The organism is Planomonospora antibiotica, from assembly GCF_014647955.1.
In the GTDB taxonomy this organism is placed as follows: domain Bacteria; phylum Actinomycetota; class Actinomycetes; order Streptosporangiales; family Streptosporangiaceae; genus Planomonospora; species Planomonospora parontospora.
In genome coordinates, this window is the sequence record NZ_BMQE01000002.1 from 62,977 (window position 1) to 89,235 (window position 26,259).

Annotated in this window: 22 protein-coding genes; 7 read left to right on the forward strand and 15 right to left on the reverse strand. The window is 72.9% G+C overall.

Annotation, left to right across the window (positions count from 1 at the left end; translation table 11 throughout):
* The first annotated feature begins 122 nt into the window (after nucleotides 1–122).
* On the forward strand, nucleotides 123–1,082 hold the full coding sequence (gene galE / locus IEZ06_RS02130; protein ID WP_189234952.1) for a UDP-glucose 4-epimerase GalE: 960 nt from the start codon (nucleotides 123–125) through the stop codon (nucleotides 1,080–1,082).
* Here the strand turns inward: galE and IEZ06_RS02135 are convergent.
* The 3 genes from IEZ06_RS02135 to IEZ06_RS02145 form a co-directional block, all read right to left on the reverse strand.
* Nucleotides 1,051–1,635, reverse strand: coding sequence for a DUF11 domain-containing protein (locus IEZ06_RS02135; RefSeq protein WP_229797743.1), 585 nt, complete (start codon nucleotides 1,633–1,635; stop codon nucleotides 1,051–1,053). The genes galE and IEZ06_RS02135 overlap by 32 nt on opposite strands.
* 452 nt (nucleotides 1,636–2,087) lie before the next feature.
* Entirely contained in the window at nucleotides 2,088–3,065 is a 978-nt protein-coding gene (locus tag IEZ06_RS02140) for a malate dehydrogenase (RefSeq protein ID WP_189234954.1), read from the reverse strand.
* 42 nt (nucleotides 3,066–3,107) lie between these two features.
* On the reverse strand, nucleotides 3,108–4,565 hold the full coding sequence (locus IEZ06_RS02145; RefSeq protein ID WP_189234955.1) for an MDR family MFS transporter: 1,458 nt from the start codon (nucleotides 4,563–4,565) through the stop codon (nucleotides 3,108–3,110).
* 56 nt (nucleotides 4,566–4,621) lie between these two features.
* Between IEZ06_RS02145 and IEZ06_RS02150 the strand changes: the two genes are divergently transcribed.
* Nucleotides 4,622–5,146, forward strand: a complete 525-nt coding sequence (locus IEZ06_RS02150; protein WP_189234956.1) for a PadR family transcriptional regulator — start codon at nucleotides 4,622–4,624, stop codon at nucleotides 5,144–5,146.
* On the opposite strand, the gene IEZ06_RS02155 is transcribed toward IEZ06_RS02150, so the two are convergent.
* Nucleotides 5,143–7,470, reverse strand: coding sequence for a serine/threonine-protein kinase (locus IEZ06_RS02155; RefSeq protein WP_189234957.1), 2,328 nt, complete (start codon nucleotides 7,468–7,470; stop codon nucleotides 5,143–5,145). The genes IEZ06_RS02150 and IEZ06_RS02155 overlap by 4 nt on opposite strands.
* Nucleotides 7,471–7,747: 277 nt before the next feature.
* Between IEZ06_RS02155 and IEZ06_RS02160 the strand changes: the two genes are divergently transcribed.
* Entirely contained in the window at nucleotides 7,748–9,355 is a 1,608-nt protein-coding gene (locus tag IEZ06_RS02160; RefSeq protein WP_189234958.1) for a hypothetical protein, read from the forward strand.
* A 33-nt stretch (nucleotides 9,356–9,388) separates the two neighbouring features.
* Here the strand turns inward: IEZ06_RS02160 and IEZ06_RS02165 are convergent, their stop codons facing one another.
* The gene (locus IEZ06_RS02165) at nucleotides 9,389–9,937 is read right to left on the reverse strand and encodes a hypothetical protein (protein ID WP_189234959.1); all 549 of its coding nucleotides are present in this window, start codon (nucleotides 9,935–9,937) and stop codon (nucleotides 9,389–9,391) included.
* Between the two features lie 64 nt (nucleotides 9,938–10,001).
* Here IEZ06_RS02165 and IEZ06_RS02170 point away from each other — a divergent pair, with 64 nt between their 5' ends.
* Nucleotides 10,002–11,801, forward strand: a complete 1,800-nt coding sequence (locus IEZ06_RS02170) for a hypothetical protein (protein WP_189234960.1) — start codon at nucleotides 10,002–10,004, stop codon at nucleotides 11,799–11,801.
* On the forward strand, nucleotides 11,798–13,762 hold the full coding sequence (locus IEZ06_RS02175; RefSeq protein ID WP_189234961.1) for a WD40 repeat domain-containing protein: 1,965 nt from the start codon (nucleotides 11,798–11,800) through the stop codon (nucleotides 13,760–13,762). The genes IEZ06_RS02170 and IEZ06_RS02175 overlap by 4 nt, the downstream gene beginning before the upstream one ends.
* Nucleotides 13,763–13,914: 152 nt before the next feature.
* Here the strand turns inward: IEZ06_RS02175 and IEZ06_RS02180 are convergent, their stop codons facing one another.
* The 3 genes from IEZ06_RS02180 to IEZ06_RS02190 form a co-directional block, all read right to left on the reverse strand.
* The gene (locus IEZ06_RS02180) at nucleotides 13,915–15,129 is read right to left on the reverse strand and encodes an NADP-dependent isocitrate dehydrogenase (protein WP_189234962.1); all 1,215 of its coding nucleotides are present in this window, start codon (nucleotides 15,127–15,129) and stop codon (nucleotides 13,915–13,917) included.
* 116 nt (nucleotides 15,130–15,245) lie between these two features.
* Nucleotides 15,246–15,521: a DUF3017 domain-containing protein gene (locus IEZ06_RS02185; RefSeq protein ID WP_189234963.1), complete on the reverse strand. Its 276-nt coding sequence runs from the start codon at nucleotides 15,519–15,521 to the stop codon at nucleotides 15,246–15,248.
* Complete coding sequence (locus IEZ06_RS02190) at nucleotides 15,518–16,639, reverse strand: citrate/2-methylcitrate synthase (protein ID WP_189234964.1); 1,122 nt, start codon at nucleotides 16,637–16,639, stop codon at nucleotides 15,518–15,520. Before IEZ06_RS02190 ends, IEZ06_RS02185 begins: the two co-directional genes overlap by 4 nt.
* Before the next feature lie 181 nt (nucleotides 16,640–16,820).
* On the opposite strand from IEZ06_RS02190, the gene IEZ06_RS02195 reads away from it, so the two are divergent.
* Nucleotides 16,821–17,474, forward strand: coding sequence for an FHA domain-containing protein (locus tag IEZ06_RS02195; protein WP_189234965.1), 654 nt, complete (start codon nucleotides 16,821–16,823; stop codon nucleotides 17,472–17,474).
* A gap of 114 nt (nucleotides 17,475–17,588) precedes the next feature.
* Here the strand turns inward: IEZ06_RS02195 and IEZ06_RS02200 are convergent, their stop codons facing one another.
* The 4 genes from IEZ06_RS02200 to purN all read right to left on the reverse strand — a co-directional run bounded on the left by IEZ06_RS02200 (nucleotide 17,589) and on the right by purN (nucleotide 21,580).
* On the reverse strand, nucleotides 17,589–18,446 hold the full coding sequence (locus IEZ06_RS02200) for a bifunctional methylenetetrahydrofolate dehydrogenase/methenyltetrahydrofolate cyclohydrolase (protein ID WP_189234966.1): 858 nt from the start codon (nucleotides 18,444–18,446) through the stop codon (nucleotides 17,589–17,591).
* A 144-nt stretch (nucleotides 18,447–18,590) separates the two neighbouring features.
* On the reverse strand, nucleotides 18,591–18,773 hold the full coding sequence (locus IEZ06_RS02205; protein ID WP_068896650.1) for a hypothetical protein: 183 nt from the start codon (nucleotides 18,771–18,773) through the stop codon (nucleotides 18,591–18,593).
* A 541-nt stretch (nucleotides 18,774–19,314) separates the two neighbouring features.
* The gene (purH, locus tag IEZ06_RS02210; protein WP_189234967.1) at nucleotides 19,315–20,859 is read right to left on the reverse strand and encodes a bifunctional phosphoribosylaminoimidazolecarboxamide formyltransferase/IMP cyclohydrolase; all 1,545 of its coding nucleotides are present in this window, start codon (nucleotides 20,857–20,859) and stop codon (nucleotides 19,315–19,317) included.
* 94 nt (nucleotides 20,860–20,953) lie between these two features.
* Complete coding sequence (gene purN / locus IEZ06_RS02215) at nucleotides 20,954–21,580, reverse strand: phosphoribosylglycinamide formyltransferase (protein ID WP_189234968.1); 627 nt, start codon at nucleotides 21,578–21,580, stop codon at nucleotides 20,954–20,956.
* Nucleotides 21,581–21,663: 83 nt separating this feature from the next.
* Here purN and IEZ06_RS02220 point away from each other — a divergent pair, with 83 nt between their 5' ends.
* Nucleotides 21,664–22,074 (forward strand): hypothetical protein, encoded by a 411-nt coding sequence (locus tag IEZ06_RS02220; protein WP_189234969.1) that lies wholly within the window; start codon nucleotides 21,664–21,666, stop codon nucleotides 22,072–22,074.
* A 13-nt stretch (nucleotides 22,075–22,087) separates the two neighbouring features.
* On the opposite strand, the gene IEZ06_RS02225 is transcribed toward IEZ06_RS02220, so the two are convergent.
* From IEZ06_RS02225 to sucC, 3 genes are all read right to left on the reverse strand, one after another.
* Complete coding sequence (locus IEZ06_RS02225; RefSeq protein WP_189234970.1) at nucleotides 22,088–23,746, reverse strand: cell division protein PerM; 1,659 nt, start codon at nucleotides 23,744–23,746, stop codon at nucleotides 22,088–22,090.
* A gap of 275 nt (nucleotides 23,747–24,021) precedes the next feature.
* Nucleotides 24,022–24,897, reverse strand: a complete 876-nt coding sequence (gene sucD / locus IEZ06_RS02230) for a succinate--CoA ligase subunit alpha (RefSeq protein WP_189234971.1) — start codon at nucleotides 24,895–24,897, stop codon at nucleotides 24,022–24,024.
* Nucleotides 24,897–26,078, reverse strand: a complete 1,182-nt coding sequence (gene sucC, locus IEZ06_RS02235) for an ADP-forming succinate--CoA ligase subunit beta (RefSeq protein WP_189234972.1) — start codon at nucleotides 26,076–26,078, stop codon at nucleotides 24,897–24,899. The genes sucD and sucC overlap by 1 nt, the downstream gene beginning before the upstream one ends.
* Nucleotides 26,079–26,259: the final 181 nt, after the last annotated feature.

The following is a 26,259-nucleotide window of genomic DNA, read 5'->3' on the forward strand; positions in this document are numbered from 1 at the left end:
GAGACCGTCTCCGTCATGGCCGTCGCCCGTTCCGACTCTCGCCGATATTGGATGAGCCAGCATATGCTGACGGTAGGCTTACATAAATAAACATCTTCCAACACCATCAAACAGGAGGGCTCGTGAAACTGCTGGTCACCGGGGGAGCCGGCTACATCGGGAGCGTCGTGGCGGCCCAGCTCGCCGAGGCGGGCCACGAGGTCACCGTGCTCGACGACCTCTCCACCGGCCACGCCGACGCGGTGCCGTCCGGCGCGCGCTTCGTGCGGGGCTCCGTCACCGACGCCACCGCCGTGCTGGAGGGGATGGACGGCGTGCTGCACTTCGCCGCCAAGTCCCTGGTCGGCGAGTCCGTGGAGAACCCCGGGCTCTACTGGGCGCACAACCTGGGCGGCACCCTGGCCCTGCTGGACGCCATGCGCACCGCCGGCGTCGGCCGCATCGTGTTCTCCTCCACCGCCGCCACGTACGGCGAGCCGGAGCGCTCCCCCATCGCGGAGACCGACCCGACCCGCCCGACCAATCCCTACGGCGCCTCCAAGCTCGCGGTCGACACCGCGCTCACCGCCTTCGCCGGGATGTACGGCCTGGCCCCGGTCAGCCTGCGCTACTTCAACGTGGGCGGCGCGTACACCGCGGCCGACGGCCGGGTCTACCGCGAGCGCCACACCGTGGAGACCCACCTGATTCCCAATGTCCTCGCCGTGGCGCTGGGACAGCGCGAGTCGGTCAACGTGTTCGGCACGGACTACCCGACCCCCGACGGGACATGCGTGCGCGACTACATCCACGTGTCCGACCTGGCACGCGCCCACCTGCTCGCGCTGGACGCCTGTGCGCCGGGCGAGCACAAGGTCTACAACCTGGGCAGCGGCACCGGCTTCTCGGTCCAGGAGGTCGTGTCGGTCTGCCGCGAGGTGACCGGGCACCCGATCCCGGCGGTCGTGGGCGGACGCCGCGCCGGGGACCCGGCCGTGCTGGTGGCCTCCTCCGAGAAGATCCAGCGGGAGCTCGGCTGGAAGCCGGAGCACCCGGAGCTGCGGGACATCGTCACCGACGCCTGGGCGGCACTGCCCCGCTGAGCCCCTGCCGCCCGGTGTCCCGTCTCCTCACGGGGGTCACCGTACGGGCCGTGTTGTCGGTCGCGTCACCGTCCACGACCTGGGAGGAGAGCACGGCGGTGGCCCGCAGCGGGCCGCGCGCACCCGGCCGGACCGTCCCGATGATCGTCACCCTGCCGTCGCCTCCCGCCGGCACGTCCCGGCGGGAGGCGCAGACCACCTCGCCCGCCGCCCGGCCCGGGCGGCACTCCGCGACGTCGACGTAGCGGATCCGCACCGCCTTCGGCAGCCGGACGGTGAGCACGGGCAGCACCGCGTCACCCGGCCCCGAGTTGCGCACCCTCACCCGGTAGACCAGCCGCCGCCCCGGCCGCGCGCGCCGCGGCGACGCCTCCATCCGCACGGACAGGTCCGCCCCGCCCCAGGCGGCCCTGCCGTCCGCCGGAGCCGCCCCCGGTTTCGCGGCGCCCACCCGCGCCGTCCTCTTCTCCGCGGCCCCCGCCGTCGCCGCCTCCGGCGCTCCCGCGAGAACCAGACCCATCACTCCGGCGACGACCCGCGCCGCACCATGCACCTTCAACACCGCTCCCCCGACGATCAGTGATCATTGAACGCGTTGATCATGGTCGGCGGGCCGAACGACACGTCATGGCTCCACCATCACCGGGACATTTGACATCCTCCTCCGCCTGAAAGCGGAGGATTTCAATCTGATCCCCGAGGAGGGAACCATGTTGAGGTTCGCGGTTCACCGGCTGGGCAACCCCGAAGCCTCCCCGCGCAGCCACCCCATGCCCTGGGGCGGTCGTACTGGTGACGGCTTGGTTATCGCCGCCGAGCGAGACTTCACTAGAACGTGACGATCAAGGGTCCGGATTCCTCCCTGGCCTGAAGACCGGGGCTTCCTCCGGAGGATCTGGTGACACGAAAGAGCCCCGGACCGCGGAGGTTCGGGGCTCCTGCCGTACGCCCGTGTCCTCGCCTGGATCAGGCCGGGGCCCGGACGGCACGTGGACGGCGTCGCGGTCAGATCAGGCCGAGGGCGCGGACGGCGTCGCGCTCCTCCACCAGCTCGCGCACCGAGGCGTCGATGCGCTCGCGGGAGAAGGCGTCGATCTCCAGACCCTGGACGATCTCCCACCTGCCGCCGCGCGAGGCGACCGGGAAGGACGAGATGATGCCCTCGGGGACGCCGTAGGAGCCGTCGGACGGGATCGCCGCGGAGGTCCACTCGGTGCCGTTGACCCAGTCGAAGACGTGGTCGATCGCGGCGTTGGCGGCGGAGGCGGCCGAGGAAGCGCCCCGGGCCTCGATGATCGCGGCGCCGCGCTTGGCCACGGTCGGGATGAAGGTGTCGCGCAGCCAGGCCTCGTCCACCTGCTCTGCGGCGACCTTGCCGCCGACCTCGGCGTGGAACAGGTCGGGGTACTGGGTGGCGGAGTGGTTGCCCCAGATCGTCATCTTCTTGATCTCGGTGACCGGGACCTGGAGCTTGGCCGCGAGCTGGGAGAGCGCGCGGTTGTGGTCCAGCCGCGTCATCGCGGTGAAGCGCTCGGCCGGGACGTCCGGCGCGTGCTGCTGCGCGATCAGGGCGTTGGTGTTGGCCGGGTTGCCCACGACGAGGACGCGGATGTCGTCGGCCGCGTTGTCGTTGATGGCCTTGCCCTGCGGGCCGAAGATGCCGCCGTTGGCCTCCAGGAGGTCGCCGCGCTCCATGCCGGCCTTGCGCGGCATGGCGCCGACCAGCAGCGCGACGTTCGCCCCGGCGAAGGCGACGTTCGGGTCGTCGGTGATCTCGATGCCGCTCAGCAGCGGGAACGCGCAGTCGTCGAGCTCCATCGCGGTGCCCTCGGCGGCCTTCACCGCCTGCGGGACCTCCAGCAGGCTCAGCTTGACCGGGACGTCAGCGCCCAGCAACTGGCCCGACGCGATGCGGAAGAGCAACGCGTAGCCGATCTGACCGGCGGCGCCGGTGACGGTGACCTTTACGGGAGTCTGGGCCATGACCTTCCCCCACTCGAAGGATGAATTCTGACGCTGGGGATGTTACTCCGCGGGCCGGGGCGGCCCTCCGGCGAGTGCCCCGATTCGCCCGCCGGGCAGTGCCAGCAGCGCGGCCAGGGCGAGCACGGCCCCGCCCACCGCGAGCCAGGGGACGACGGCGGCCGTCGCGGCGGCGTGCGCCGCCTCCGGCCCGTGCGCCGCGGCCTCGTCCCGGACGACCGCGGTGTAGAGGCCGCCGGCCAGGGCCAGGGCGACGGAACCGCCGATCTGCCGGAAGAAGGTGAGGTTCGCACTCGCCGTACCGATGAGGCGCGGCGGGACCGCGAACTGGACCGCCACCGTGAGCCCGGACAGCATGGGTCCCATACCCAGGCCGAGCAGGGCCATCCAGCCGGCCAGGGCGAGGCCGGAGGTGGTGGTCGCCAGACCGGCGCAGAGCAGCCCGCCGACCGCGATCAGGAAGGGGCCGGCGACCAGCCAGGGCTTGTACCTGCCGGTCCTGGAGATGAGCGCGCCGGTGACCACGCTGCCCGCCACCATCCCGAGCATGAGCGGGTAGATCCGCAGGCCCGACTCGGTGGCGCTGAGCCCCAGCGCCTCCTGGAAGTAGCGGGGCAGGAAGACCACCCCGGCGTAGAGGCAGAAGGCGGTGAGGAACGAGGCGGCGTTGGCCAGGGCGTAGGTCCGGTCGCGGAACAGCTCCAGCGGGATGATCGGCTCCGCGGCGCGCCGCTCGACCAGGACGAACAGCACCAGCCCGGCGGCGGCCACCGCGATCGGCCAGAGCACCGGGGCGGCGGTCCACGACTGGTCGCCCCGGCCCTTCTCGGTGAGCCCGACGAGCAGCGCCCCGATCGCCCCGGTGAACACGGCGATGCCGAGGTAGTCGGGACGGGCGCCGCGGCCCTGTCCGGCCGTGTGCGGCAGCCGCGCCGCGACGATCGCGAGCACGGCCAGGCCGATCGGCAGGTTGACCAGGAACGCCCAGCGCCAGCCGGCCGTGTCGGTGAACACCCCGCCGAGGAACGGCCCGGCGATGTAGCTCAGCGCCATCACCCCGCCCAGCGCGCCCTGCACCCGGCCGCTCCGGCCGGGCGGGAACAGGTCGGCGACCAGGGCCAGCGAGAGCGGGAGCAGGGCGCCCGCGCCGAGCCCCTGCAGGCCCCGGAAGGCGATCAGCTGGGTCATGTCCTGGGCCGCGCCGCACAGCGCCGAACCGGCGAGGAACAGCCCCACGCCGATCATCAGGAGCGGCTTGCGGCCGTAGACGTCGGAGAGCCTGCCGTACAGGGGGACGGTGATCGTGGAGGTCAGCAGGTAGGCCGTGACCACCCAGGTGTAGAGGTCGGCTCCGCCCAGCTCCTGGACGATCCGGGGCAGCGCGGTGCCGACGATCGTCTGGTCCAGCATCGCCAGGAACATCCCGCCGAGAACGGCGAACAGCAGCAGCCCGTCGCCGGGGCGGGTCTCCGCGGGGGGAGTCGATATGTCAGTAGCCACATGTAGATATTGATATGTCAGTTATGACATGTCAATTCGCGGCTAGGATGGACGGCATGTCCCTGCGCATGGCGCTTCTCGGCCTGCTGACGGCGTCGGGCCCGGCGAGCGGCTACGACCTCACGAAACGCTTCGAGAGCTCGGTCAACCACGCCTGGCACGCCGGGCACAGCCAGATCTATCCGGAGCTCGCCAAGATGGCCGCCGACGGCCTGGTGACGGTCGGCGAGGAGGGGCCGCGCGGCCGGAAGACCTACACGGTCACCGAGGAGGGCTCCCGGCGGCTGCACGACTGGCTGGTGACGAAGGAGCACTTCCGCCCGGTCCGCGACGAGGGGGCGCTGCGCGCCTTCCTGCTGCCCATGCTGGAGCCGGAGGAGTCCGTGCCGCTGCTCCGCAGGGAGGCGGGGGTCTACGCCGCCAGGCTGGCCGAGCTGGAGGCGCTGGAGGCGTCCAAGCCGCGGGAGCGGGAGACCCGCTTCGGGAGATACGCCCTGGACCTGGGGATCCGCCAGATGCGGATGATGCGCGACTGGGCCGAGGAGACCGCCGACCGGATCGAGCGCGCCGCCCGGGGCTAGCCGCAGTCGGCCATGGCGGGCTGCGCGTCCTCCCGCGTGGTGAACCCGACGCCGGGGAAGTGCTCGTCGAGCATCTCCTTGATCCTGCCCTCGCGGTAGAGCCCGGCGATCACCGCCCGGACGGCCCGGCAGGCGCGCTCGTCGCCCTTCTTCAGCGCCACCGCGTAGCGCTCGTCGGTGAGCTTCAGGCCGAGCACCCTCTTGGGGGTCGCCTCCCGCGCGGGGTCGGCGTATCCGGCCAGCACCAGGTCGTCGCCCGGGACCGCGTCGACCTCGCCGGCCATCAGCTTGTCCATGCACTGGGCGTAGTTGCCGGCGGGGACCGGCCTGAGGCTGGGCACCGCGTCCCGCACCACGCCCACGGCGGAGCTCCCGGTCGGCGCGCACAGCCGCCGGTTCTCCAGCCCGGCCAGGGAGACGATCGGCGAGTCGTCCTTGACGAGCACGTCCACGTGGGCGAGGTAGTACGGCCCGGCGAACGTGACGTCGTCGTCCTCGTCGATCGGGTAGGTCGCGATGACCATGTCGACCTCTCCGCTCGCCAGCAGCCCCGGCCGGTCCTGCAGGCGGGTGGCCCGGAAGGTGACGCCGCCGGCGGGCACCCCCAGCTCCTCGGCGATCTCGGTGGCGAGGTCCACCTCGAAGCCGGTCCACCTCCCGCCGCTCTGCAGCGCGATGCCGGGCAGGAAGTCCCGCATCCCGACGGTGAGCCGCTTGGTCACGGCCGCCCGGTCCACGAGCGAGTCGCCCTTCGCCCCACCCTGCCCGCCGGTCGTCTCGGGTCCGGGTCCGGGTGCGGTCCCGGTGAGGAACGACGGGCGCCAGCCGGTGGCGTAGGCGGTCGCCGCGCCTCCGACCAGCAGCACGGCCACCACCAGGGCGATCCAGCGCGCCCGGCGCGGACGTCCGGGGGCGCTCGCGGTCCTCGGCTCCTCGAACGGGACGGGGCGGGTCGCCTCCCAGCTCGGCGGCCCGACGTCGGAGGGCGGCGGACGGTCGAACCGCCCGGGACCCGACGGACCGGACGGGTGGTACGGCACCGCCTGGCCGGGGGTGTACGACGCCGGCCGGTCGGAGGCGTACGGCACCGCCTGGTTGGGGGTGTACGGCGCCGGCCGGTCGGAGGCGTACGGAGCGGGCTGATCGGACGCGGACGGCGTGGTGTGGTCCTGCCGGACCGCCGGAGGCCGGACCGGCGGGTCCGGTGCGAAGCGCGGGTCACGGAACCCGGTCGAGGGGATCGCGGGCGGCTGCGGACGCGAACCGGGGACGCGCATGACGCTGGTGGCCTCGCCGGCCTCCCCGTCCTCGCCTCCGTCCCCGTCCGGGGTCCCGGAGGAGTCCTCCCCCGGACCGGTCCCCGCCGGCCCGGCCTCGGGGCGGGGCTCCGCATCCGGATCGGCCCCCGTACCGGGCCCCGTACCGGGCCCCTTGTCGGACCCCGCGGGGACCGGTGCCGCCGGGCTGGCGAGCTGCACGCCCCGGGTGAGCACCGCAGGGGAGGCGTCGCCCGTCTCGGGGTGGCCGAGCAGGCGCAGCAGGAGCCGGTCGGCCGACGGCCGGGCGGCGGGGTCCTTGGCCAGGGCCGCGCGGACCGTGCTCCGCAGCGGCTCCGGCATCATGCCGACATCGACCTCCTGGGTCAGGATGCGGCTCAGCACGATGGCGATGGAGTCACCGCCGAAGGTCATCTCACCGGTCGCCGCGTACGCGATGGTCGCCCCCCAGGCGAACACGTCGGTGTAGGGCCCGACGTCGTCCCCGGCGATCTGCTCCGGAGCCATGTAGGCGGGGGTGCCGACGGCCCGGCTGGTGATCGTCCCGGTGGAGTCGATGATGCGGGCGATGCCGAAGTCGACCACGCGGGGGCCGTCGGCGGCCATGAGCACGTTGTCGGGCTTGAGGTCCCGGTGCACGATCGAGGCGTGGTGGATCGCGGTGAGCGCGGTGGCCGTGCCGACCGCCAGCCGCTGCAGCGGGGCGCCGCTGAGCGGGCCGTCGGCCTCCACGACCTGCCGCAGCGACCTGCCCTCGATGTACTCGCTGGCGATGTAGGGGGTGTCGCCCTCCAGATCGACGGCGACGACGGCCGCCGTGCAGAACGAGGCGACCCGCTGCGCCGCCCGCGCCTCGCGCGCGAACCGCGACCTGGCGATCGCGTCACCGGAGAACTTCACGTGCAGCAGCTTGATCGCCACCCGTTCCCCGGCCGCGTCCGTCCCCAGGTAGACGACCCCCTGACCGCCCTCCCCGATCCGCCCGACGACGCGGAACGGGCCGAGCTGGCGCGGCTCCCCCGCTCCCAGTGGCTCGATCTGCGGCATCTTCTTCCCTACGGTCTCGCCCGGCTCCGATGGAAAAACTTTACGGCCCGGCGGAGGCCCGTCCCCCCGCGTTACCCCTAAGTGACCTCGCCGTGCCCGGTCCCGCCGCTCCGGCCCGGGGCCGTCTCCCCGGTCGGGCGGCGCCGACGGGGACGCACGGACGGGGACGCACCGGTACTCTTCGAACCGGCCGACTGTTGACAATCGTCCCGATTTGGCGCTCCGGCTACCTGGATCGCTACCGTTTGATCTCCCCAACCATGCGGAGTAAGGCCCAATGCGGCGATATATCGGTTTTCGCGACTTCGTCCAGCGCGATCAGCGTTCCCTCGTCGGCACCGGACTCCTGCTCACCGGCAGCCACGAGCAGGCCATCCGGCTGGCCCTGCGCGCCTACCGCACCGTGGGCCTGGCCTGGCCCCCCACGCCGTGGGAGAACCCCGCCACGCACGCCCACACGGCGCTCTACCGCGCCTTCCTCCGCAGGCCGACCGCCGCCGGTGCCACCGCCCTGGTACGGCTCCCGCCCCGCCGCCGCCTCATCGCCGTCGCCTGCCTCCACGACGGCAGGACGCCCGAGGAGATGGCCGACGTCCTCGGCCTGCCCGTGGAGACCGTGGAGTCGGAGCTCACCGAGGCGCTCGACACCCTCACCAAGGGGGACCGCAAGCGCCTGGTCAACCGGTTCGCCACGCAGGCGGGCGAGGCCTCCGTCCCCGACCTGTCCGACCGGTCGCTGGCGGACCTGCGCCGCCGCGGCAGGCGCAGGGCCCTGCTGACGGCCGCCGTCCTCACGCTGCTGGTCGGGTTCATCGTCACGCTGACCCCGCAGGGCCAGGTGTGGACCACCGCGCTGGCCGCGGGCGACCGCGACTCCGGCGCCTCCGCCGCGGTCCCGCAGGCCGCCAGGGCCTCCACCGGGCCGGGCGCCTCCGGATCGCCCTCCGCCGAGCCCTCCGCCGAGCCCTCCGCCGAGCCCTCCGCGGGAGGGTCCGCCCAGCCCGCCGTACCCGCCGCGTGGAAGGCGCCGCGCACGTCCTACGTGATCCGCTACGCGGTTCCCGGCGAGTGCCGGGGAGCCCGTCCCGCGACGCCGTACGCGGGAAAGGTCCTCTGCTCGGGCTGGACCCTGGCCATGGCCTCCGACCGCCCGTCGAAGGACCGGCCCGATCTCCCCAGGGCGACCTGCGAGCCGGGGGGCTGCAGGGCCACGCTCCACGTCCCCGACGCGGTCCAGGACCTGGGATACGGCAACGACCGCTCGCGGGAGCTCGGCCCGGCCGTCAGCCGGGACGGCCGCCGCCTCGCCTACCTCAGCGCGGCGGAGCTCCGGTACGTCGCCCACGACCTGCCGAGCGGGACGAAGCGCTACCTGTCCCCCGCGCTCACCCCGGCCGACCTCGAGCACACCTCCGTCGCCGTCTCCCCGGACGGCCGCCACTTCACCGTGCGCCTGGCCGACCGGCGGCTCCGGACCGACTTCGCCACCGGTTCGACCTCTCCCGTGCCCGCCGGGGAGACGACGCCCGCGGAGAGGTCCGCGGGCTGGCTCGACGAGGAGTATCCGGGCTGGACGGCCTCCCCCAGCGGGAAGTACGCCGCGGCCGCCGTCTCGGGAGAGCCGGGCAACGACAGCCTCCGCATCGTGGACGCCGCCTCCCGGCGGACCGTCAAGAGCCTGCCGCTGCCCGCCCTCGGCGAGCCCGTCTCGGCCGAGGCCGTGCACTGGCTGAGCGCCCGCGAGGTCGTCGTCGAGCTGACCGGCCGGACCAGCCGGGACATCCTGGGGTTCTACCGGATCGACGTGCGCAACGGCCGGATGCACCGCCTGGCCGGGCTCCCCGCCGACGACCGGATCGCCATCGGCGCGGCCGCGGAGCGGTGACACGCCGACGCGGAGCGGACGGGGACGGCGCCCTCAGCGTCCCGCCCTGGCCTCCGCGAACTCGCAGGCGGACGTGACCGGCCCTCTGATCCACGGCGACTCGCCCTCGGCGAAGGGCACGCCCACCTCCGCCGTCCCCCACCACCGATCCACCCGGACCCGTAGATCGATCGTCTCAGGGGCCGTCTCGCAGTCGGTGACGGCGTAGGCGGGCGTCAGCAGCAGCGCCTCCCCCGGTCCGATCACCTGGGGGAGGCGGACACCGGCGGAGCGCAGCGTCAGCCCCGGGCTCCGCCCCGATACGGCCGTGACCGTGACCGGCAGGTGGCCGTCGTTGACGACGACTCTCTCCTCCTTGACGAGCAGTTCGGATCGGCCGAGGTCGTTCCTCCACGTCTCCCCCTGATGGCCCTCCCAGCGAGCCGAGAGCCGGGGCACCAGCGCGCCCGAGTTCCAGGCGATCAGGCCCGCGACGACCAGGACCAGGCCCACACAGCCCGCGACCGCGAACCGGCGCCGGTCATGCGGGGTGAGCGCCCCCGCCTTCGAGTCCCACTGTGCCAGGACATGATTGGAAATCACCGCACTCCCCTTACCCGCCGGTAATTGATCATGTTAGATTTCCGGCTCGGACGGAAGGGGGACCGTGCTCTCAATCGCGCTCGTGCTCGCCCCGATCGCCCTGGCCGTCGTTCCACCGCTCATGGATCAGGTCGAGCCGAAGCAGATCGAGCGGTTCGCCCTCCGTCAGCGCCTCGTGCTCACCCCGTCCAACGGCGACCGCGTCCTGGCCTACATCCGCGTCACCCGCCGCTGGCGCTCGCTCGGCCTGGTCTTCGGACTGCTCGTCGTCCTCGCCGGGTTCACCGCCGAGTCGATCATGATCCGTCCGCTCCCGGTCTTCCTCGGCTGGTTCGCCGGCGTCCTGGTGGCGGAGGTACGGCTGGCACGGGCCAGGCCGTCCGGGCGCGGGGACCTCGGCCTGCGGCTCGTCCCTGCGGCGGTGGCCCTGCTGTGGACCGTGAGCGCGGTGACCGCGGGAGCGCTGGCCGTCCACGGGGCGGTCGCCCGGTCGCTGACACCCGGCACGTCCGTGACACCCGGCACGGGCGCCGCCGCCCTGCTGTGGATCACGGCCACGGCCGCCGTGGTGACGGCCGTACCGGTCCTGCTCCGGGGGTTGCGGACGCGGCCGCTGCCCGACGAACCGGCCGACCGGGTGGCGGCGGAGATCTCCGCCCGCTCCCGGTCCGCGCACGTACTGGCGGCCGGAGGGGCGGTCGCCGCCCTATGGTGCGGCTTCCGGAGCCTGCCGCCGGACCCGTCGAACACGCTCGCGGCGCCCCTCCTCCTGGTGAGCCTGGTGGTGCCGTTCGTCGCCCTGGCCATGGGCACCCATGCTTGGCGGCCCGTCCCGCGCGCGCACCGGGAACACCGGTGGGCGGCTCCCGCGACCGCCGTCGCGACGGTCACCGCGGCCGTCGTGCTGGGCGCCGTGCTCGCCTGGTCCGTCCCGGCGCCGCGCTCTCCCGACGCCGTCACCCGGCTCGCTCCCGAGGGCAGGGAGGAGACCTCGTCCCGGCCGATCGCCCACGCGGCGCTGCCGGAGTGCGGGACCCGGCTGACCTTCCGGAAGTGCGCGGTGTGGGAGCTGTTCGCCGTGGACGACGGCCCCGACGAGCCGCGCACCTCGATCATGGCCCCACAGGCCGCGACCTTCGCCGGGCGGCGGGGCCCGCTGCCGCGCCCCGCGCCGTTCGCGCTCAGCGGCGACGGCTTCCACGCCGTCTACCTGCACGCCCGGACCCGGCGGATGGTCCACCAGGACCTGCGCACCGGAGTCCGCCACGACCTCACCGGGCCGCTGGCCGACACGGAGCTCCCGGTGCCGGTGCTCTCGCACGACGGCCGCCACGCCGCCCTCACCGCCACCGGGCCGGGAACGGGCACGACCCGCCTGGTGGAGACCGACGGCGGGCGGGGCGTGGAGGTGCCCGGGATCGCGCGGGTGCTCGGCGTCGGCCCGCGGGGGTTCACAGCGGTCACCCTGCCCGAGGGCGACAAGGCCGAACTGGTCACAGTCGACCCGGACGGCACCGTGCGCACGCGGGTGCCCTTCGACCCGGCGCCGGCCGCCGGGCTCTTCCCCGACGGACGCCGCGTGCTGGTCCTCACCGAGAACGGCGAGGCTGCGACGGTGGACCCGGCCACCGGGAAGACCGTCCGCAAGATGAAGATCCGGGTCGAGCTCTCCGAGTTCGGCGACGCCCCGGAACTGCTGGGCTGGGACGCGCGCGGTCGCTTCCTGGTCAGACTGGACCTCGACGACGTCGACGACGAACTGCGCCTGGTCGACCCGGCCACCGGGAAGACCTCCGAGGCCCGGGGCATCGGCCCGGTCGAGAGCCACCGGAGCCCCGTCATCGGCAGAGTGGACCCCTGGTGACCGCGCCCCGGAGCCCGTGGCGCCGGTACCGGTGGGCGACCGCCGTTCTGGCCGTGCTCGGTCTGGTGCTCGGTCTGGTGCTCGGCCTGGGCCTGGCCTTCCTGCCGGACTCCGGGCCGACCGGCCCCCGCCCGCTGAGCGGCCCCTGGACGCCTCCGCCACTCCCGGTGACCGTCAGCCACGCCTGGTGGGACCGGTGCCTGTACGGTTCCGGCCCGGAGTACACCCTCCAGTGCTCCGGTTGGCAGCTGGCCGTACGGTCCGGGGAGCCCGTCGAGGGCGCGAGTCCGGTCGAGGGGAAGGCGGGGCTGCAGCGGATCGAGCTACCCGACGCCACCTCGTCCCTGTCCGGCGACGACGGGACGACCCGGATCCGGACTCCGCTCCAGGTGAGCTCCGACGGTCGCCGGGTCGCCTACCTCAGCGCGGCCGGACGGCGCTTCGTCGCCCCTGACCTCCCGAGCGGCCGGAGGATCGAGCTGGATCCAGGGCTGCAGGACGGCCTGTCCGCCAAGGAACGCCTCGACCTGCACGTCTCCGGGGACGGCCGGTTCTTCTCCGCGGCCCGCCTGGGCAGAAGGCCGAAGGTCTACCTCACCGACTTCGAGACGGGGCTCGTCAGACGATTGGAAGGCGTCTGCGAGATCCTCAGCCTGGGCCGGGATGCCCGCGAGATCGTCGCCGTCCCCTGCCGCGGCGGGGAGGGGAGCCCTGCCGAAGGGGAGGACAGGCCGTGGGCGGTGTTCGACCGGGACGGCACGCGCCTTCGCGATGTTCCCGGTGAGGCCCGCCGCACCGGCGTGCACTCCGACGTCACCCGGGGCCACGCCCTCGTCACGGCGGACGGCGAGCACGCCGTCGGCCTCTACTGGAAGGCGTTCCACGCCTACGGCACGGATTTCCCAGGTCTGGACGACGTCCTCGCCGTCAGGAGCCTGCGGTCGGGCCGGATCCTGCGGATCGTCCGGCTGCCCAGTCCCCCTGTCTCCTGGATTCATCAGGGCACGGCCGGTGACCGGGCGGTGCTGCAGGACGCCGAGAACGACGTCCACCTGGTGGATCCCGCCACCGGTGGGATCCACCGGGTACTGGACGCGCTTCCGGACTCTCCGATGGCGATCGTCTTCGGCGTCCCTGCGACGAGACCCGTGACTCCGCCTCCCACGCCGTCCGGCGGGCCGCCCGCGTCCTCCCCGCCGCCCGGCGTGCTCTCCGGGTGCACCGGTGACCCGTGCGAGCGCTGGCACCTGGCGACGGACGCCGTGCCGGTCCCGCCCTCACCAGAGGCCCTGCCCGTACCCGGCCTGTTCACGATCGGCCGCGACGGCCGCCACCTGGCCTACGGACGCAGGGAGGACCTGCGGCTGGTCGTGCACGACCTGAAGACCGGGAAAGCGATCCCCGCCTCTGACCCGCTCGACCCCGACACCGGCTTCGCGGACCGGCCCGGGCTCTTCTTCACCCCCGACGGCCGTCGTCTGGCCTTCCAACCGGTGGAGGGCCGGCCGGTTCAGATCACCGACACCCGGACGGGGCGGCGGTCGCGGCTCCGCGTCGGTCCCGGCGACCGCCTCATCGGCTGGACGTCGACGGGGCCGGTGGTCCACCGGGTCACGGCCGCCGAGGACGGGCCCTACGAGAGCGAGCTGCGCTTCCTCACCCCCGGCGGGAAGCGCCTGCGGACCGTCCCCACGGACGACTGGCCCGGCGGCCCGTCCGGCGGCGTCTCCCCCGACGGCCGCATGGTCACCGCTCCGAGCGGTGAGGAGGCGCCGCTGATCATCGACGTCGCGACCGGACGCCAGGCCCGACCCGGCCTCACCCCGTACGGCGGCTGGCGCCACTGGGTCTTCCAGGGCTGGGTCACCTCGGACGAGGTCCTGCTCAGGACCGAGGAGACCGCCACACGGGAGTACGGCGTGCTGACTCTCTCCACCGGCGAGCTGGAGATGCTCCGGTGAGCACGCCCCGGTCCGGCGAACGGACCGGACGGGGCGGAGGGGCCGGGAAAGCGGGAGAGGCCGGGAAAGCGGGAGGGGGCCGCCCGGTGGGCGGCCCCCTCCTGTGCTGCCGGGGGACGGTCAGGCCGTCCCTCCCCTGATCCGGAAGGCGGTCAGGCCATCTTCCGCTTCAGGTTCTCGTCCAGGGCCGCCAGGAAGTCCTGGGTGGTCAGCCACTGGGCGTCGCCGCCGACGAGCAGGGCGAGGTCCTTGGTCATCTGACCGCCCTCGACGGTCTCGATGCAGACCTGCTCCAGCTTCTCGGCGAAGTCGGTCACCGCGGGGGTGTTGTCGAGCTTGCCGCGGTGCGCCAGGCCCCGGGTCCACGCGAAGATCGAGGCGATCGGGTTGGTGGAGGTCGGGTTGCCCTTCTGGTGCTCACGGTAGTGACGGGTCACGGTGCCGTGGGCGGCCTCGGCCTCGACGGTGCGGCCGTCGGGCGACATCAGGACCGAGGTCATCAGGCCGAGCGAGCCGAAGCCCTGCGCGACGGTGTCGGACTGCACGTCGCCGTCGTAGTTCTTGCAGGCCCAGACGTAGCCGCCCTCCCACTTCATCGCCGCGGCGACCATGTCGTCGATCAGGCGGTGCTCGTAGGAGATGCCGGCGGCCTCGAAGTCCTTCTTGAACTCGGTCTCGAACACCTCGGCGAAGATGTCCTTGAAGCGCCCGTCGTAGGCCTTCATGATCGTGTTCTTCGTCGACAGGTAGACCGGGTAGTTGCGGGCCAGGCCGTACCGCATCGAGGCGCGGGCGAAGTCGCGGATCGACTCGTCCAGGTTGTACATCGCCATGGCGACGCCGCCGCCCGGGAAGTCGAAGACGTTGAGCTCGATCGGCTCCGAGCCGTCCTTCGGGGTGAAGGTCAGCGTCAGCGAGCCCTCGCCGGGGATCTTGACGTCGGTGGCGCGGTACTGGTCGCCGAAGGCGTGACGGCCGATGACGATCGGCTTGGTCCAGCCCGGCACCAGCCGCGGCACGTTGGACATGATGATCGGCTCACGGAAGACCACGCCGCCGAGGATGTTGCGGATGGTCCCGTTCGGGGACTTCCACATCTTCTTGAGGCCGAACTCCTCGACCCGCGCCTCGTCCGGGGTGATGGTGGCGCACTTGACGCCGACGCCGTACTGCTTGATGGCGTTGGCGGAGTCGATCGTCACCTGGTCGTCCGTGGCGTCGCGGTGCTCGATGCCGAGGTCGTAGTACTTCAGGTCGACGTCGAGGTAGGGGAGGATCAGCTGCTCCTTGATGAACTGCCAGATGATCCTCGTCATCTCGTCGCCGTCAAGCTCGACGACGGGGTTCTCTACCTTGATCTTGGGCATGCGTGTGGTTCCCCTTCTGAACTAACACGGGCCAGACAGTCCTTTTGAGGCTCACTGGCCGTTGAGGCTATCGGACGGGTGCGCGCGGCCTGAGGGCCACCCGGTCATCCGACGACTTATCGCGGCATGAGCCACGGATACTCCAGCAGCAACGACCCGGCCATCAGCGCGGCGCCGAGGACGGCGAGCGTGACGGCGTCGGTCGTCTTCTTCCGTACGGCCAGCCGTCCGCCTCCGGCCAGCCTCGTCGCGGCGCCCAGCATGATGACGGCGCCGAGCGCGAATCCCCCCCACTCGACGTCGACCAGGACGGCTGCGGCGACGGCGAGGACCGCACCCGCAAGCACCAGCGGGTACGGCCCCCAGCGGTCGTCTGTCGTTCTGGCGTTCACCGCTCGCCGATCGGCTTCCACTTCTGGTCCCGCTCGCCGATGTACTCGCTGTCCGGACGGATCAGCCGGTTGTCGGCGTGCTGCTCGATGACATGTGCGGTCCATCCTGACATGCGGCTGACCGAGAAGACCGGAGTGAACAGGTCGGTCGGGATGCCGAGGTAGTGGTAGACCGTCGCGGCGTAGAAGTCGACGTTCGGGTAGAGGCCCTTCGTCTCGAAGACGACCTCCTCCATCTCCTTGGACATCCGGTAGTACGTGTCGTCCCCGGAGGCCTCGGCGAGCTCCTGCGACATCTTGCGCAGGTGCGTGGCACGCGGGTCCTCGGTCTTGTAGACGCGGTGCCCGAAGCCCATGATCTTCTCGCCGGCCGCGAGCCTGTCGCGTACGGCCTGCGCCACGCCGCCCGGGTCCAGTGCCTCCAGGGTGCGCATGACCTGCTCGTTGGCGCCGCCGTGCAGCGGGCCCTTGAGCGTGCCGATGGCGGCGACGACGGCCGAGTGCATGTCCGACAGGGTCGCGGCGCAGACGCGGGCGGCGAACGTCGAGGCGTTCATCGTGTGGTCGGCGTGCAGGACGAGGCAGGCGTCGAAGATCTTCACGGCGCGGGCGTCGGCGGCGCGGCCGGTGATCTGCAGCAGGAAGTTCGCCGCGACGCTGAGCGCCGGGTCCGGCTCCGGGATCGACGCGCCGGTCCTGGCCGCGTGGTAGCGGGCCACCAGGAGCGGCTGCTGCGCGGTCAGCCGGGCGGCCTTGCGCCGGTTGGCCTCCGGGCTGTTGGAGTCCTTGTCCGGATCGTCCGCGCCGGCGAGCGAGACCAGCGTGCGCAGCGCCTCCATGGGCGCCTGCTTCGCCGCGACCTCCGCGACGTTGGCTTCGACGAGGGCGCCGAGCGCGCGCCCCTGGACCAGCTCCGCGCCGTAGGCGGCCAGCTGCTCCCGCGTGGGGAGCGTGCCGCACTGCAGCAGGTGGGCGGTCTCTTCGAAGGTGGTGCGGCCGGCCAGATCGTGGATGTCGTATCCGCGATAGAAGAGGCGACCGGCCTGACCGTCGATGTCGCTGAGCGCTGTGGACGCGGCTACGACATCGGCGAGGCCTTTGGTGGGCTTGTCCGCCATGAGTGTTTCCTCCGCTTATCTTCCTCGGGAGTCTACCCGTGAGCAGGGGAAACCTTTTCGAGAGGTCCAGACCAATTTCACGAAGGATTCTGCTTCTGGCAAAGGAGATTCCGCATCCCCTCGTTTGGGTAAGCCGGAGCTGTAGTAACAGTTACGGCGGGCTACCTGGGGAGGAACTGCCGTGGAGGGGCCGTTCATACGCGTCGAGGACACCGGTGAGGTGGTCCCGTTGCGCCCCGAGATCACGACGGTCGGGCGAGGCCGGGGAGTCGACATCCGGCTCACCGATCCGAGCGTGTCCCGGCTGCACGCGGAATTCGTCCGGCGCGGACCCTACCTGTACGTCGTCGACCTGGGCCTGTCCCGCAACGGCACGCGGGTGAACGGCAGGCCGATCGCCCGGAGGGTCCTCGACGACGGCGACGTCGTCTCCTTCGGCGCCGCGCGGGGCCGGATCGGCGGGGTCCCGCGCGAGGACTTCGTCCCCGAGGTCGAGCTCCGCCGCGCGGCGGCGCCGGAGCTGACCAGGCGGGAGGTGGACGTGCTGACGTCGCTGTGCCGGCCGGCGCTCTCGGACGAGGCGTTCGTCGCCCCGGCCACGGCACGGGAGATCGCGGACGATCTGGTGGTGACGGAGGCGGCGGTCAAGCAGCACCTCCTCCGCCTTTACCAGAAATTCCGGATTCCGGAGGGCACCAACCGGCGCACCAGGCTGGCCAACGAGGTCGTGGCCCTGGGGCTGGTCAGGCCCACCCCGGTGGTGCCGCCCCAGCGGGCGACCGGCGGCGCCGAGCCCTCACCGGCGGCGACCGCCGTGGGCCGCCGGGCGTCCTGACCGGTCCCGGTTCCGGGCCCTCGTCGCGGGCCCGTCCCGGGTGCTTCGGGTGTTCCCGGGCGTCCGGACGCCGTGGGTGCCCCCCGCTCTCGGAAGCCGTGGGCGTGGTGGGCGTCAGGCCGTCCCGGCCTGACGCTCGGCGGCCTCGACCACGTTGGCGAGCAGCAGGGCCCGGGTCATCGGGCCCACACCGCCGGGGTTGGGGGTCAGGAAGCCGGCGACGTCCGCCACGTCCGGGGCGACGTCACCGGCGATCTTCCCCTCGACCCGGGAGACACCGACGTCGAGCACGGCCGCACCGGGCTTGACCATGTCCGCGGTGATCAGGTGCGGCACGCCCGCGGCGGCGACGACGACGTCGGCGCGCCGGGTGTGGGCCGCCAGGTCCTGGGTGCCGGTGTGGCAGAGGGTGACGGTGGCGTTCTCCGAGCGGCGGGTCAGCAGCAGGCCGAGCGAGCGGCCCACCGTGATGCCGCGGCCGACCACGACGACCTCGGCGCCCTTGAGCGGCACGCCGTACTCCTGCAGGAGCAGGACGATGCCGTGCGGGGTGCAGGGCAGCGGCGCGTCGACCATGTGCACCAGGCGGCCCAGGTTGACCGGGTGGAGGCCGTCGGCGTCCTTGCCCGGGTCCATCCGCTCCAGGAGCGCCTGGGTGTCCAGGTGCCGGGGCAGCGGGAGCTGGACGATGTAGCCGGTGCACTCGGCCGAGGCGTTGAGGTCGTCGATGACCTCCTCGACCTCCGCCTGGGTGGCGTTGTCCGGCAGGTCCCTGCGGATGGAGGCGATGCCGACCTCGGCGCAGTCGCGGTGCTTGCCGGCGACGTAGATCTGGCTGCCGGGGTCGTCGCCGACCAGGACCGTGCCGAGCCCGGGGGTGATCCCCCGCTCCTTCAGCGCGGCCACCCGCTCCGCCAGACTTGCCTTGATCTTCGCCGCGGTGGCCTTGCCGTCCAGAATCTGCGCGCTCATGATGCCAACTTTCTCATGAGATCGTCCGCGTCCGGCCGTCGGCACCGCCTGCCGGACCGGCCGAGCCGGGGTCGCGGGCCGCCGGCGGAGCGCGCACGCGCCGTCCGCCGGAGCGGCCCCGCGGACCGCGCGCCGTACGGCGGGTCAGCCGCGCTCGGCCGCCTCGGCCTCGCGCCGCTCGATGATCCGGCGGGTGAAGGGGATGACCTCCACGGCCTTGGCGCCCAGGTAACCCGCACCGAGCGCGAGCGCCACCAGGAAGACGGGGCTCTGCCAGAAACCGGCGATCATCACCAGCGCGGGGAGCAGGAAGTCGAGCACGGCCATGCGAGGTCTCCAAGGGAAAGAGAAGGGATGACACAGGCTAAGCGCGCGCCAAACCTTTTCGAGCCGAAAAATTGTGTTCAACTCGCCACTCTTTTGTCTCCTGTCCCAGTGACCTGTCTCACACGGCCGGTCCGGGGCCCTGAGGTTCCGGCGAGGAGCGGCCGTGCGGCGCCGGCCGGGAGGCTTCGCGCGAGTGGCACCACCTGTATCGGCGGGCGGAGCCTCCGCCGTAGGGCTTTCCGGAACTTCTCCGCCCGATCCCCCGCCCGGTGACTCCGGTCGCCCCACGGGCTCGCCGCACGGGCTCGCCGCGCGCGTGCGCGGCCGTACGGGCTCCCCGCCCGGACACAGGTCCGCGCGGCCGCCCGGTCGGACTCAGGGCCCGCACGGGCGGCGGAGGACGACACGGACAGGGAACGGGAAGAGGACACGGCCGCCGCGGAACGCGACGGCCGTGCGGACGGGAGAGCCCCGGCGGGAGAGCCCCGAGGGCTCCCGCCGGGGCTCGCAGACGGGAGCCCGGAGGCCCCCGCCGGGACTCCTAGTGGAAGAAGTGGCGGGTGCCGGTGAAGTAGAGGGTGACCCCGGCGGCCTCGGCCGCGGCGATCACCTCGTCGTCCCGGATGGAGCCGCCGGGCTCCACGATCGCCTTCACACCCGCGTCGACGAGCACCTTGAGCCCGTCGGCGAAGGGGAAGAACGCGTCGGAGGCCGCCACCGACCCGGCGGCGCGGTCGCCGGCGCGGGAGACCGCCAGCTGGGCCGAGTCGACCCGGTTGACCTGGCCCATGCCGACGCCGACGCTCGCGCCGCCTGCGGCCAGCAGGATCGCGTTGGACTTCACCGAGCGGCACGCCTTCCAGGCGAAGGCCAGGTCCGCGAGGACCTCCGCCGACGCCGCGGGACCCGCCTTCAGCTCCCAGGCCTCGGCCGCGTCGCCGGGGGCGTCCACCCGGTCGGCGGTCTGCACCAGCAGGCCGCCGTCGATCCGGCGGAACTCGGCCGGGTTGGCCGGCCCCTGGGGGCAGGCCAGCAGGCGGAGGTTCTTCTTCTCGGTCAGTACGGCCAGCGCCTCGGCGGTGAACCCGGTGGCGACCACGACCTCGGTGAAGACCTCGGCGATCTGCCGGGCCAGCTCCTCGGTGACCTCGCCGTTGACCGCGATGACGCCGCCGTAGGCCGAGACCGGGTCGCAGGCGTTGGCCTTGCGGTGCGCCTCGGCGACGTCGGCGCCGACCGCGATGCCGCACGGGTTCTGGTGCTTGATGATCGCGACGGCGGGCTCGGCGAAGTCCCACGCCGCCCGCCAGGCCGCGTCGGCGTCGAGGTAGTTGTTGTAGGACATCTCCTTGCCGTGCAGCTGCTCGGCTCCGGCCAGCCCGCCGGTGCCCGCGGTGTAGAGCGCGGCGCGCTGGTGCGGGTTCTCCCCGTAGCGCAGGGCGGCCGACAGCTCCCAGGAGGCCCCCATGAAGGCGGGCCAGGTGCCCTCCTCCGCCGTGTAGACGTCGGCGAACCAGGAGGCCACCGCGGTGTCGTAGGAGGCGGTGTGCGCGTAGGCGGCGGCCGCCAGGCGGCGGCGCTCGGTGAGGGTGAAGCCCCCGGCGGCGACCGCGGCGAGCACGTCGCCGTAGGCGGCCGGGTCCACCACGACCGCGGCGGTGCCGTGGTTCTTGGCGGCGGCGCGGATCATCGCCGGGCCGCCGATGTCGATCTGCTCCACGCACTCGGCGTCGGAGGCGCCGGAGGCGACGGTCTGCTGGAACGGGTAGAGGTTGACGACGACCAGCTCGAACGGGTCGATCTCCAGCTCCTCCAGCTGCGCGACGTGGGCGGGGTTGCCGCCGTCGGCGAGCAGTCCCGCGTGCACGCGCGGGTGCAGGGTCTTGACGCGGCCGTCGAGGCACTCGGGGAATCCGGTCAGCGCCTCCACCGGGGTGACCGGGACGCCGAAGGAGGCGATCTTCGCGGCGGTGCCGCCGGTGGAGACGATCTCCACCCCTGCGGCGTCGAGCCCGCGTGCCAGCTCCTCCAGCCCGCTCTTGTCGTACACCGCGATCAACGCGCGCCGGATGGCGATGCGGGTCACTTCTCGGTCCTCCTGTTTGGTTCCGGTTCTCCGGGGGCGCCCGGCTCATCCGCCGGGTCGCCCGGCCGCCTGGTCGGCGGGGGTCGAGCGGGGGTCAGCGGGGGTCGGCGGGCCGCCCGAGGCGGACGGTCCGGCCGGTGACCGTCCAGCCCTCGCGGGCCATCCGGCCGACGGTGTCGACGAGCAGCCCTCGCTCGACGGTCTTGATGCGCTCGTGCAGGGTGTGCTCGTCGTCGCCGTCGTAGACGCGGACGGCCTCCTGGGCGATGATCGGGCCGGTGTCGACCCCGGCGTCGGCGAGCATCACGGTGCAGCCGGTGACCCGCACGCCGTACGCGAGGGCGTCGCGAACCCCGTGCGCGCCGGGGAAGGCCGGCAGCAGCGCGGGGTGGGTGTTGAGCACGGGGAAGGCGGTCAGCGTCGGCGCGCCGAGGATCTTCATGAACCCGGCGCAGACCACCAGGTCGGGCTTGTGCTCCGCGATCCTGGCCGCGAGCGCCCGGTCCCACGCCTCGCGGTCCGGGTGGTCCGCGACGCGCTCGACGAAGACCGGCACCCCGGCGCGCTCCGCGCGGGCCAGCCCTTCGATCCCGTCGCGGTCGGCGCCCACCGCCACGATCCGGGCGCCGTAACCCTCGTCTGCCACGGCGTCCAGCAGGGCCTGTAGGTTTGTTCCAGATCCGGACACGAGAACCACAAGCCGAGCGGCCTGGGATGACACCGACGCACTCCATTCGGACGGGGACTCACGCCGCTGCAAGGGTATAGGTCCGTCCGCTCGGGCGACGCAAGGAGGTTGGCACAGTGACGACACCCGTCCAGCTACGGCCGGCGGAGAGCGCGGGACGGCGGGCCCTGTGGCTCGCGTTCGCGTCTGCGGTGATGACCCTCATGCTCCCGATGGCGGGACTGGTCATGTCGATCTTCGCGCTCGTCGTCTCGGTCCGGGCGATCCCGGCGCTCAGGTCGGTCTCCAAGCCGATCGGCACGGCCGTCGCCGGCATCGCCATCGCGTCGGTGGCGCTCCTGTTCTCGATCATGGCGTCGGCGTTCCAGCTCTACCTGCGCGACGAGCTGTCCGCCTACGAGGAGTGCCGCCGGGGCGCGGGCACCGTCACCGCCCAGGACGAGTGCCTCAACCGGCTGGAGGACTCGATGAGGAAGAAGCTCCCCTTCGTCGAGCCCGGCCAGCTGCGCTTCCCGTTCGGCCCCTGACCCGGTCGCGGGCTCAGTCGCGGTCCCACGCGTAGGGGTCCACGTAGATCACGTGCCCGCCCTTGTCGTCGGTCTCGTCCACGATGTCGCGCCGGGGCGGCCGGGGCGGCTCCGGACGCCGGTTCCGCTGCGGCTTCTCCGAGGCGGCGGAGGCGTGCTCGTCCTCCCAGTCGTCCCGGATGACCGGGATCGGCTGGGTGTCGCACTCGGTGGCGTCCAGCCAGTGACCCGGGAGCGCGCGGTGCTCGTCCGCGTCGGCGGCCCTGGCCCGGCCGGTCACCGACCCCGCGGCCATGGCCAGTTTCGCGCCCGCCTTGCGGACGGGCGCCGCCGCCGAGGCGGCCTTCGCCGCCGCCCTGGTGACGGCGGTGTTGTGGCCCCGGAAGATCAGCCACCAGTTGGCCAGTCCCGCCGAGATGCCCGCGGCGACCCCCGTCTCCAGCGTCACCGAGAGCATGACCTCCCAGGCCGCGGGACCCATCTCGACGAGCCTGCCGCCGCCGAGCGCACCGCCGGACAGCGCCGCCAGCGCACCGGCCGCGCAGCCGGTGGCGATGCCGCAGGCGAAGCCCCACAACGGCGCGCCCTCGTAGGTGGGAGAGGGCGCGATCCTGACGAGCACGACGCCCGCCACCGCCCCGGCGACGAACGGGATCGCGATCACCGACATGAGCCAGGCCGGGGTCGGACCCGCCTCGGGCAGCGCCCCCAGGATCGGCAGGCTGGGCACGGTGCCCAGCTGCACCCCGGTCGGGGCGATCAGCGTGCCGGTCCCGACCGAGAAGCCGGGCCCGGCGATGTAGGCCATCCCCCAGACGAACGCGTTGAGCAGGTAGAGCCCCTGGACCAGCACGAGCAGCAGGCCGCCGACGACCCCGGGGGCCAGCACGTCCGTCAGGTGCCGGACCTCGTCGAACCCCGCCACGACGGCGCCGAGCACCAGCAGGGCGCCCGCCAGCAGCATGATCCCCAGGGCGGCGGCGGTGCCGCCCGCGACCGAGCGCAGCCGCTCGGGCAGCAGGCGCGGCATCACCCGCCACGGCCCGATCGCCCTGACGGTCGCCAGCGCACCCGCGACGAAGGCCAGGATCAGGTGGCTGACCAGCGCCTCCCCCAGGAACGGCTGGGTGATCGCGTTGCGGGCGACGAGCGCGACCACCCCCGCCAGCAGCGCGTACGGCGCCGCCAGCGAGACGCCCGCCTGCGCGATCAGGACCAGCTGGGCCCGCCGCCGGGCGTTGGCCTGCTCCTTGGGGCTGTTCCTGGGCAGCCGGGCGGGCAGCCGCAGCCGCAGGTCCGCGTCGCGGGCCATCCAGATCCCGGCGCGGTAGAGCAGGAAGGCGGGCAGGGCCACCAGCCCGAGGGGGATCAGCCCGACCGACCCGCCGGGAATCGCGAACCCCGCGTGGTGCGCGGCCAGCCAGAGCTGCGCCGCGGTGCGGAAGACCTCGGGCAGGCCGCCGTCGAGCGTGCCCCGGGGAGCGGCGATCCAGCCGATCAGGGTGAGCGTGGTGAGCACCGCCAGGCCGACGCCGAGCGTCCAGGCGGCGGCGAGCATTCCTGAGACGGGGAGCGGCCTGCGGACGTCGTCGTCACCCGTGGCGCCGGGCAGGGGGATGCGACTGAGGACGGTTCGGGGAGCCGTCCGGAAATGGTCGAGAAGGGCCGTCACAGTACCCGATGGTCTCACCGATCTTCCGGCAGGCGGGCGCTCATCGGTCCGCGTGTCGCACGCCGTACGGGAGGAATGCCGCGAGTCGTACGGATTTCCGGGGACGTGGGCCGGAAGGGGTCTCCCGGGGGTGCGCCGGGGGTGCGCCGGGGGTGCGCCGGGGCGGGACGCGGGAGAGGCGCCCGGCGGAATCGCACCGGGCGCCTCTCTCGAACCGCTGGGACCGCCGGACGGCCGGACGGACCGCGCCGTCCGGCGCGGTCCGGCACGGACGGTCAGCGGGAGCGCATGACCTCGCGCATGAGGCGGGCGGTCTCGCTGGGGGTCTTGCCGACCCGCACGCCGACCTTCTCCAGCGCCTCCTTCTTGGCCTGCGCGGTCCCGGCCGAGCCCGACACGATCGCGCCCGCGTGGCCCATGGTCTTGCCCTCCGGCGCGGTGAACCCCGCCACGTAGGCCACGACCGGCTTGGTCACGTGCTGCTCGATGTAGGCCGCGGCCCGCTCCTCGGCGTCTCCGCCGATCTCGCCGATCATCACGATCGCGTCCGTGCCCGGGTCGGCCTGGAAGGCCTCCAGCGCGTCGATGTGCGTCGTGCCGATCACCGGGTCGCCGCCGATGCCCACCGCGGTGGAGAACCCGAAGTCGCGCAGCTCGTACATCAGCTGGTAGGTCAGCGTGCCCGACTTCGACACCAGCCCGATCCGGCCCGCGGTGGTGATGTCGGCCGGGATGATGCCGGCGTTGGAGGCGCCCGGCGAGGCGATGCCCGGGCAGTTCGGGCCGATGATCCGGGTCTTGTTGCCCTTGGCCACCGCGTACGCCCAGAACTCGGTGGTGTCGTGCACCGGCACGCCCTCGGTGATCACCACGCAGAGCGGGATGCCGGCGTCGACGGCCTCCTTGACGGCGTCCTTGGTGAAGGCCGGCGGCACGAACACCACCGACACGTCCGCACCGGTCTCGGCCATGGCCTCGGCCACGGTGCCGAACACCGGCAGGCCCTCGTGCACGGTGCCGGCCTTGCGGGCGTTGACGCCGCCCACCACCCGGGCGCCGGCGGCGAGCATGCGGCGGGTGTGCTTGGTGCCCTCCCCGCCGGTCATGCCCTGAACGATGATCTTGCTGTTCTCGGTCAGCCAGATAGCCATTACGCACCTACCGCAGCGAGCTCGGCGGCGCGCTTGGCCGCCTCGTCCATCGTGTCGACCAGCTCGACGCCGGGAAGCTTGGCGTCGGCCAGGATCTGCCGCCCGAGCAGGGCGTTGTTGCCGTCCAGGCGGACGACCAGGGGGCGGGTGACGGCTTCGCCGCGGCTCTCCAGCAGCTGGAAGGCGGCCACGATGCCGTTGGCGACCGCGTCGCAGGCGGTGATGCCGCCGAACACGTTCACGAAGATCGACTTCACCGAGGGGTCGGAGATGATGATCTCCAGGCCGGCCGCCATCACCTCGGCCGAGGCGCCGCCGCCGATGTCGAGGAAGTTGGCGGGCTTGGGCTGCCCGGGGAACGCCTCGCCCGCGTAGGCGACGACGTCCAGGGTGCTCATGACCAGGCCCGCGCCGTTGCCGATGATGCCGACGCTGCCGTCGAGCTTGACGTAGTTGAGGTCCTTGGCCTTGGCCGCGGCCTCCAGCGGGTCCTCGGCGGCCTTGTCGGCGTAGGCCTCGTGCTCGGGCTGGCGGAAGGCGGCGTTGTCGTCGAGGGTGACCTTGCCGTCCAGGGCCTTCACCTGGCCGTCGGCGGACAGGATCATCGGGTTCACCTCGACCAGGGAGGCGTCCTCGTCGACGAAGGCGGCCCAGAGCTTCTCGATGAGCTCGGCGGCGCCGTCGAGCGCCTTCTCCGGCAGTCCGCCGGCCACGGCGATCTCGCGGGCCCTGGCCCGGTCGATGCCGGTGAGCGGGGAGACCGGGACCTTCGCGACCTTCTCGGGGGTGCTGTGCGCGACCTCTTCGATGTCCATTCCGCCGGCGGCGGAGCAGATGGCGAGGAAGGTGCGGTTCGCACGGTCGAGCAGGAAGGAGAAGTAGTACTCCTCCGCGATCGCGCTGGCCTCCTCGATCAGGACCTTGTGGACCGTGTGGCCCTTGATGTCCATCCCGAGGATGTCGGTGGCCTTCCGCTCGGCGTCGGCGGCGTCGTCGGCGACCTTCACGCCGCCCGCCTTGCCTCGGCCACCGGTCTTGACCTGGGCCTTGACGACGACACGGCCGGTCAGCTCCTCCGCTGCCGCGCGTGCCTCCTCCACGGTGTGCGCGACGATGCCGCGCGGCACGGGGATGCCGTACTCCGCGAAGAGCTCCTTCGCCTGATGTTCGAACAGGTCCACGAGGGTCCGTCCTTGCTTGTCCGGCTGGTGTACAGATGTCGGCGGTCCGGCTCCACGACAGTGAGGGGAGCCTCGCGATTTTTGCGCCAATGAAGCCTAGCCTCCCCAGCGCCCCGGCGAGGTCACCGGGGCCGTGCTGCGGCTCACATCGTGGCGGCGGCGGCCCGCACACGACCGGCGG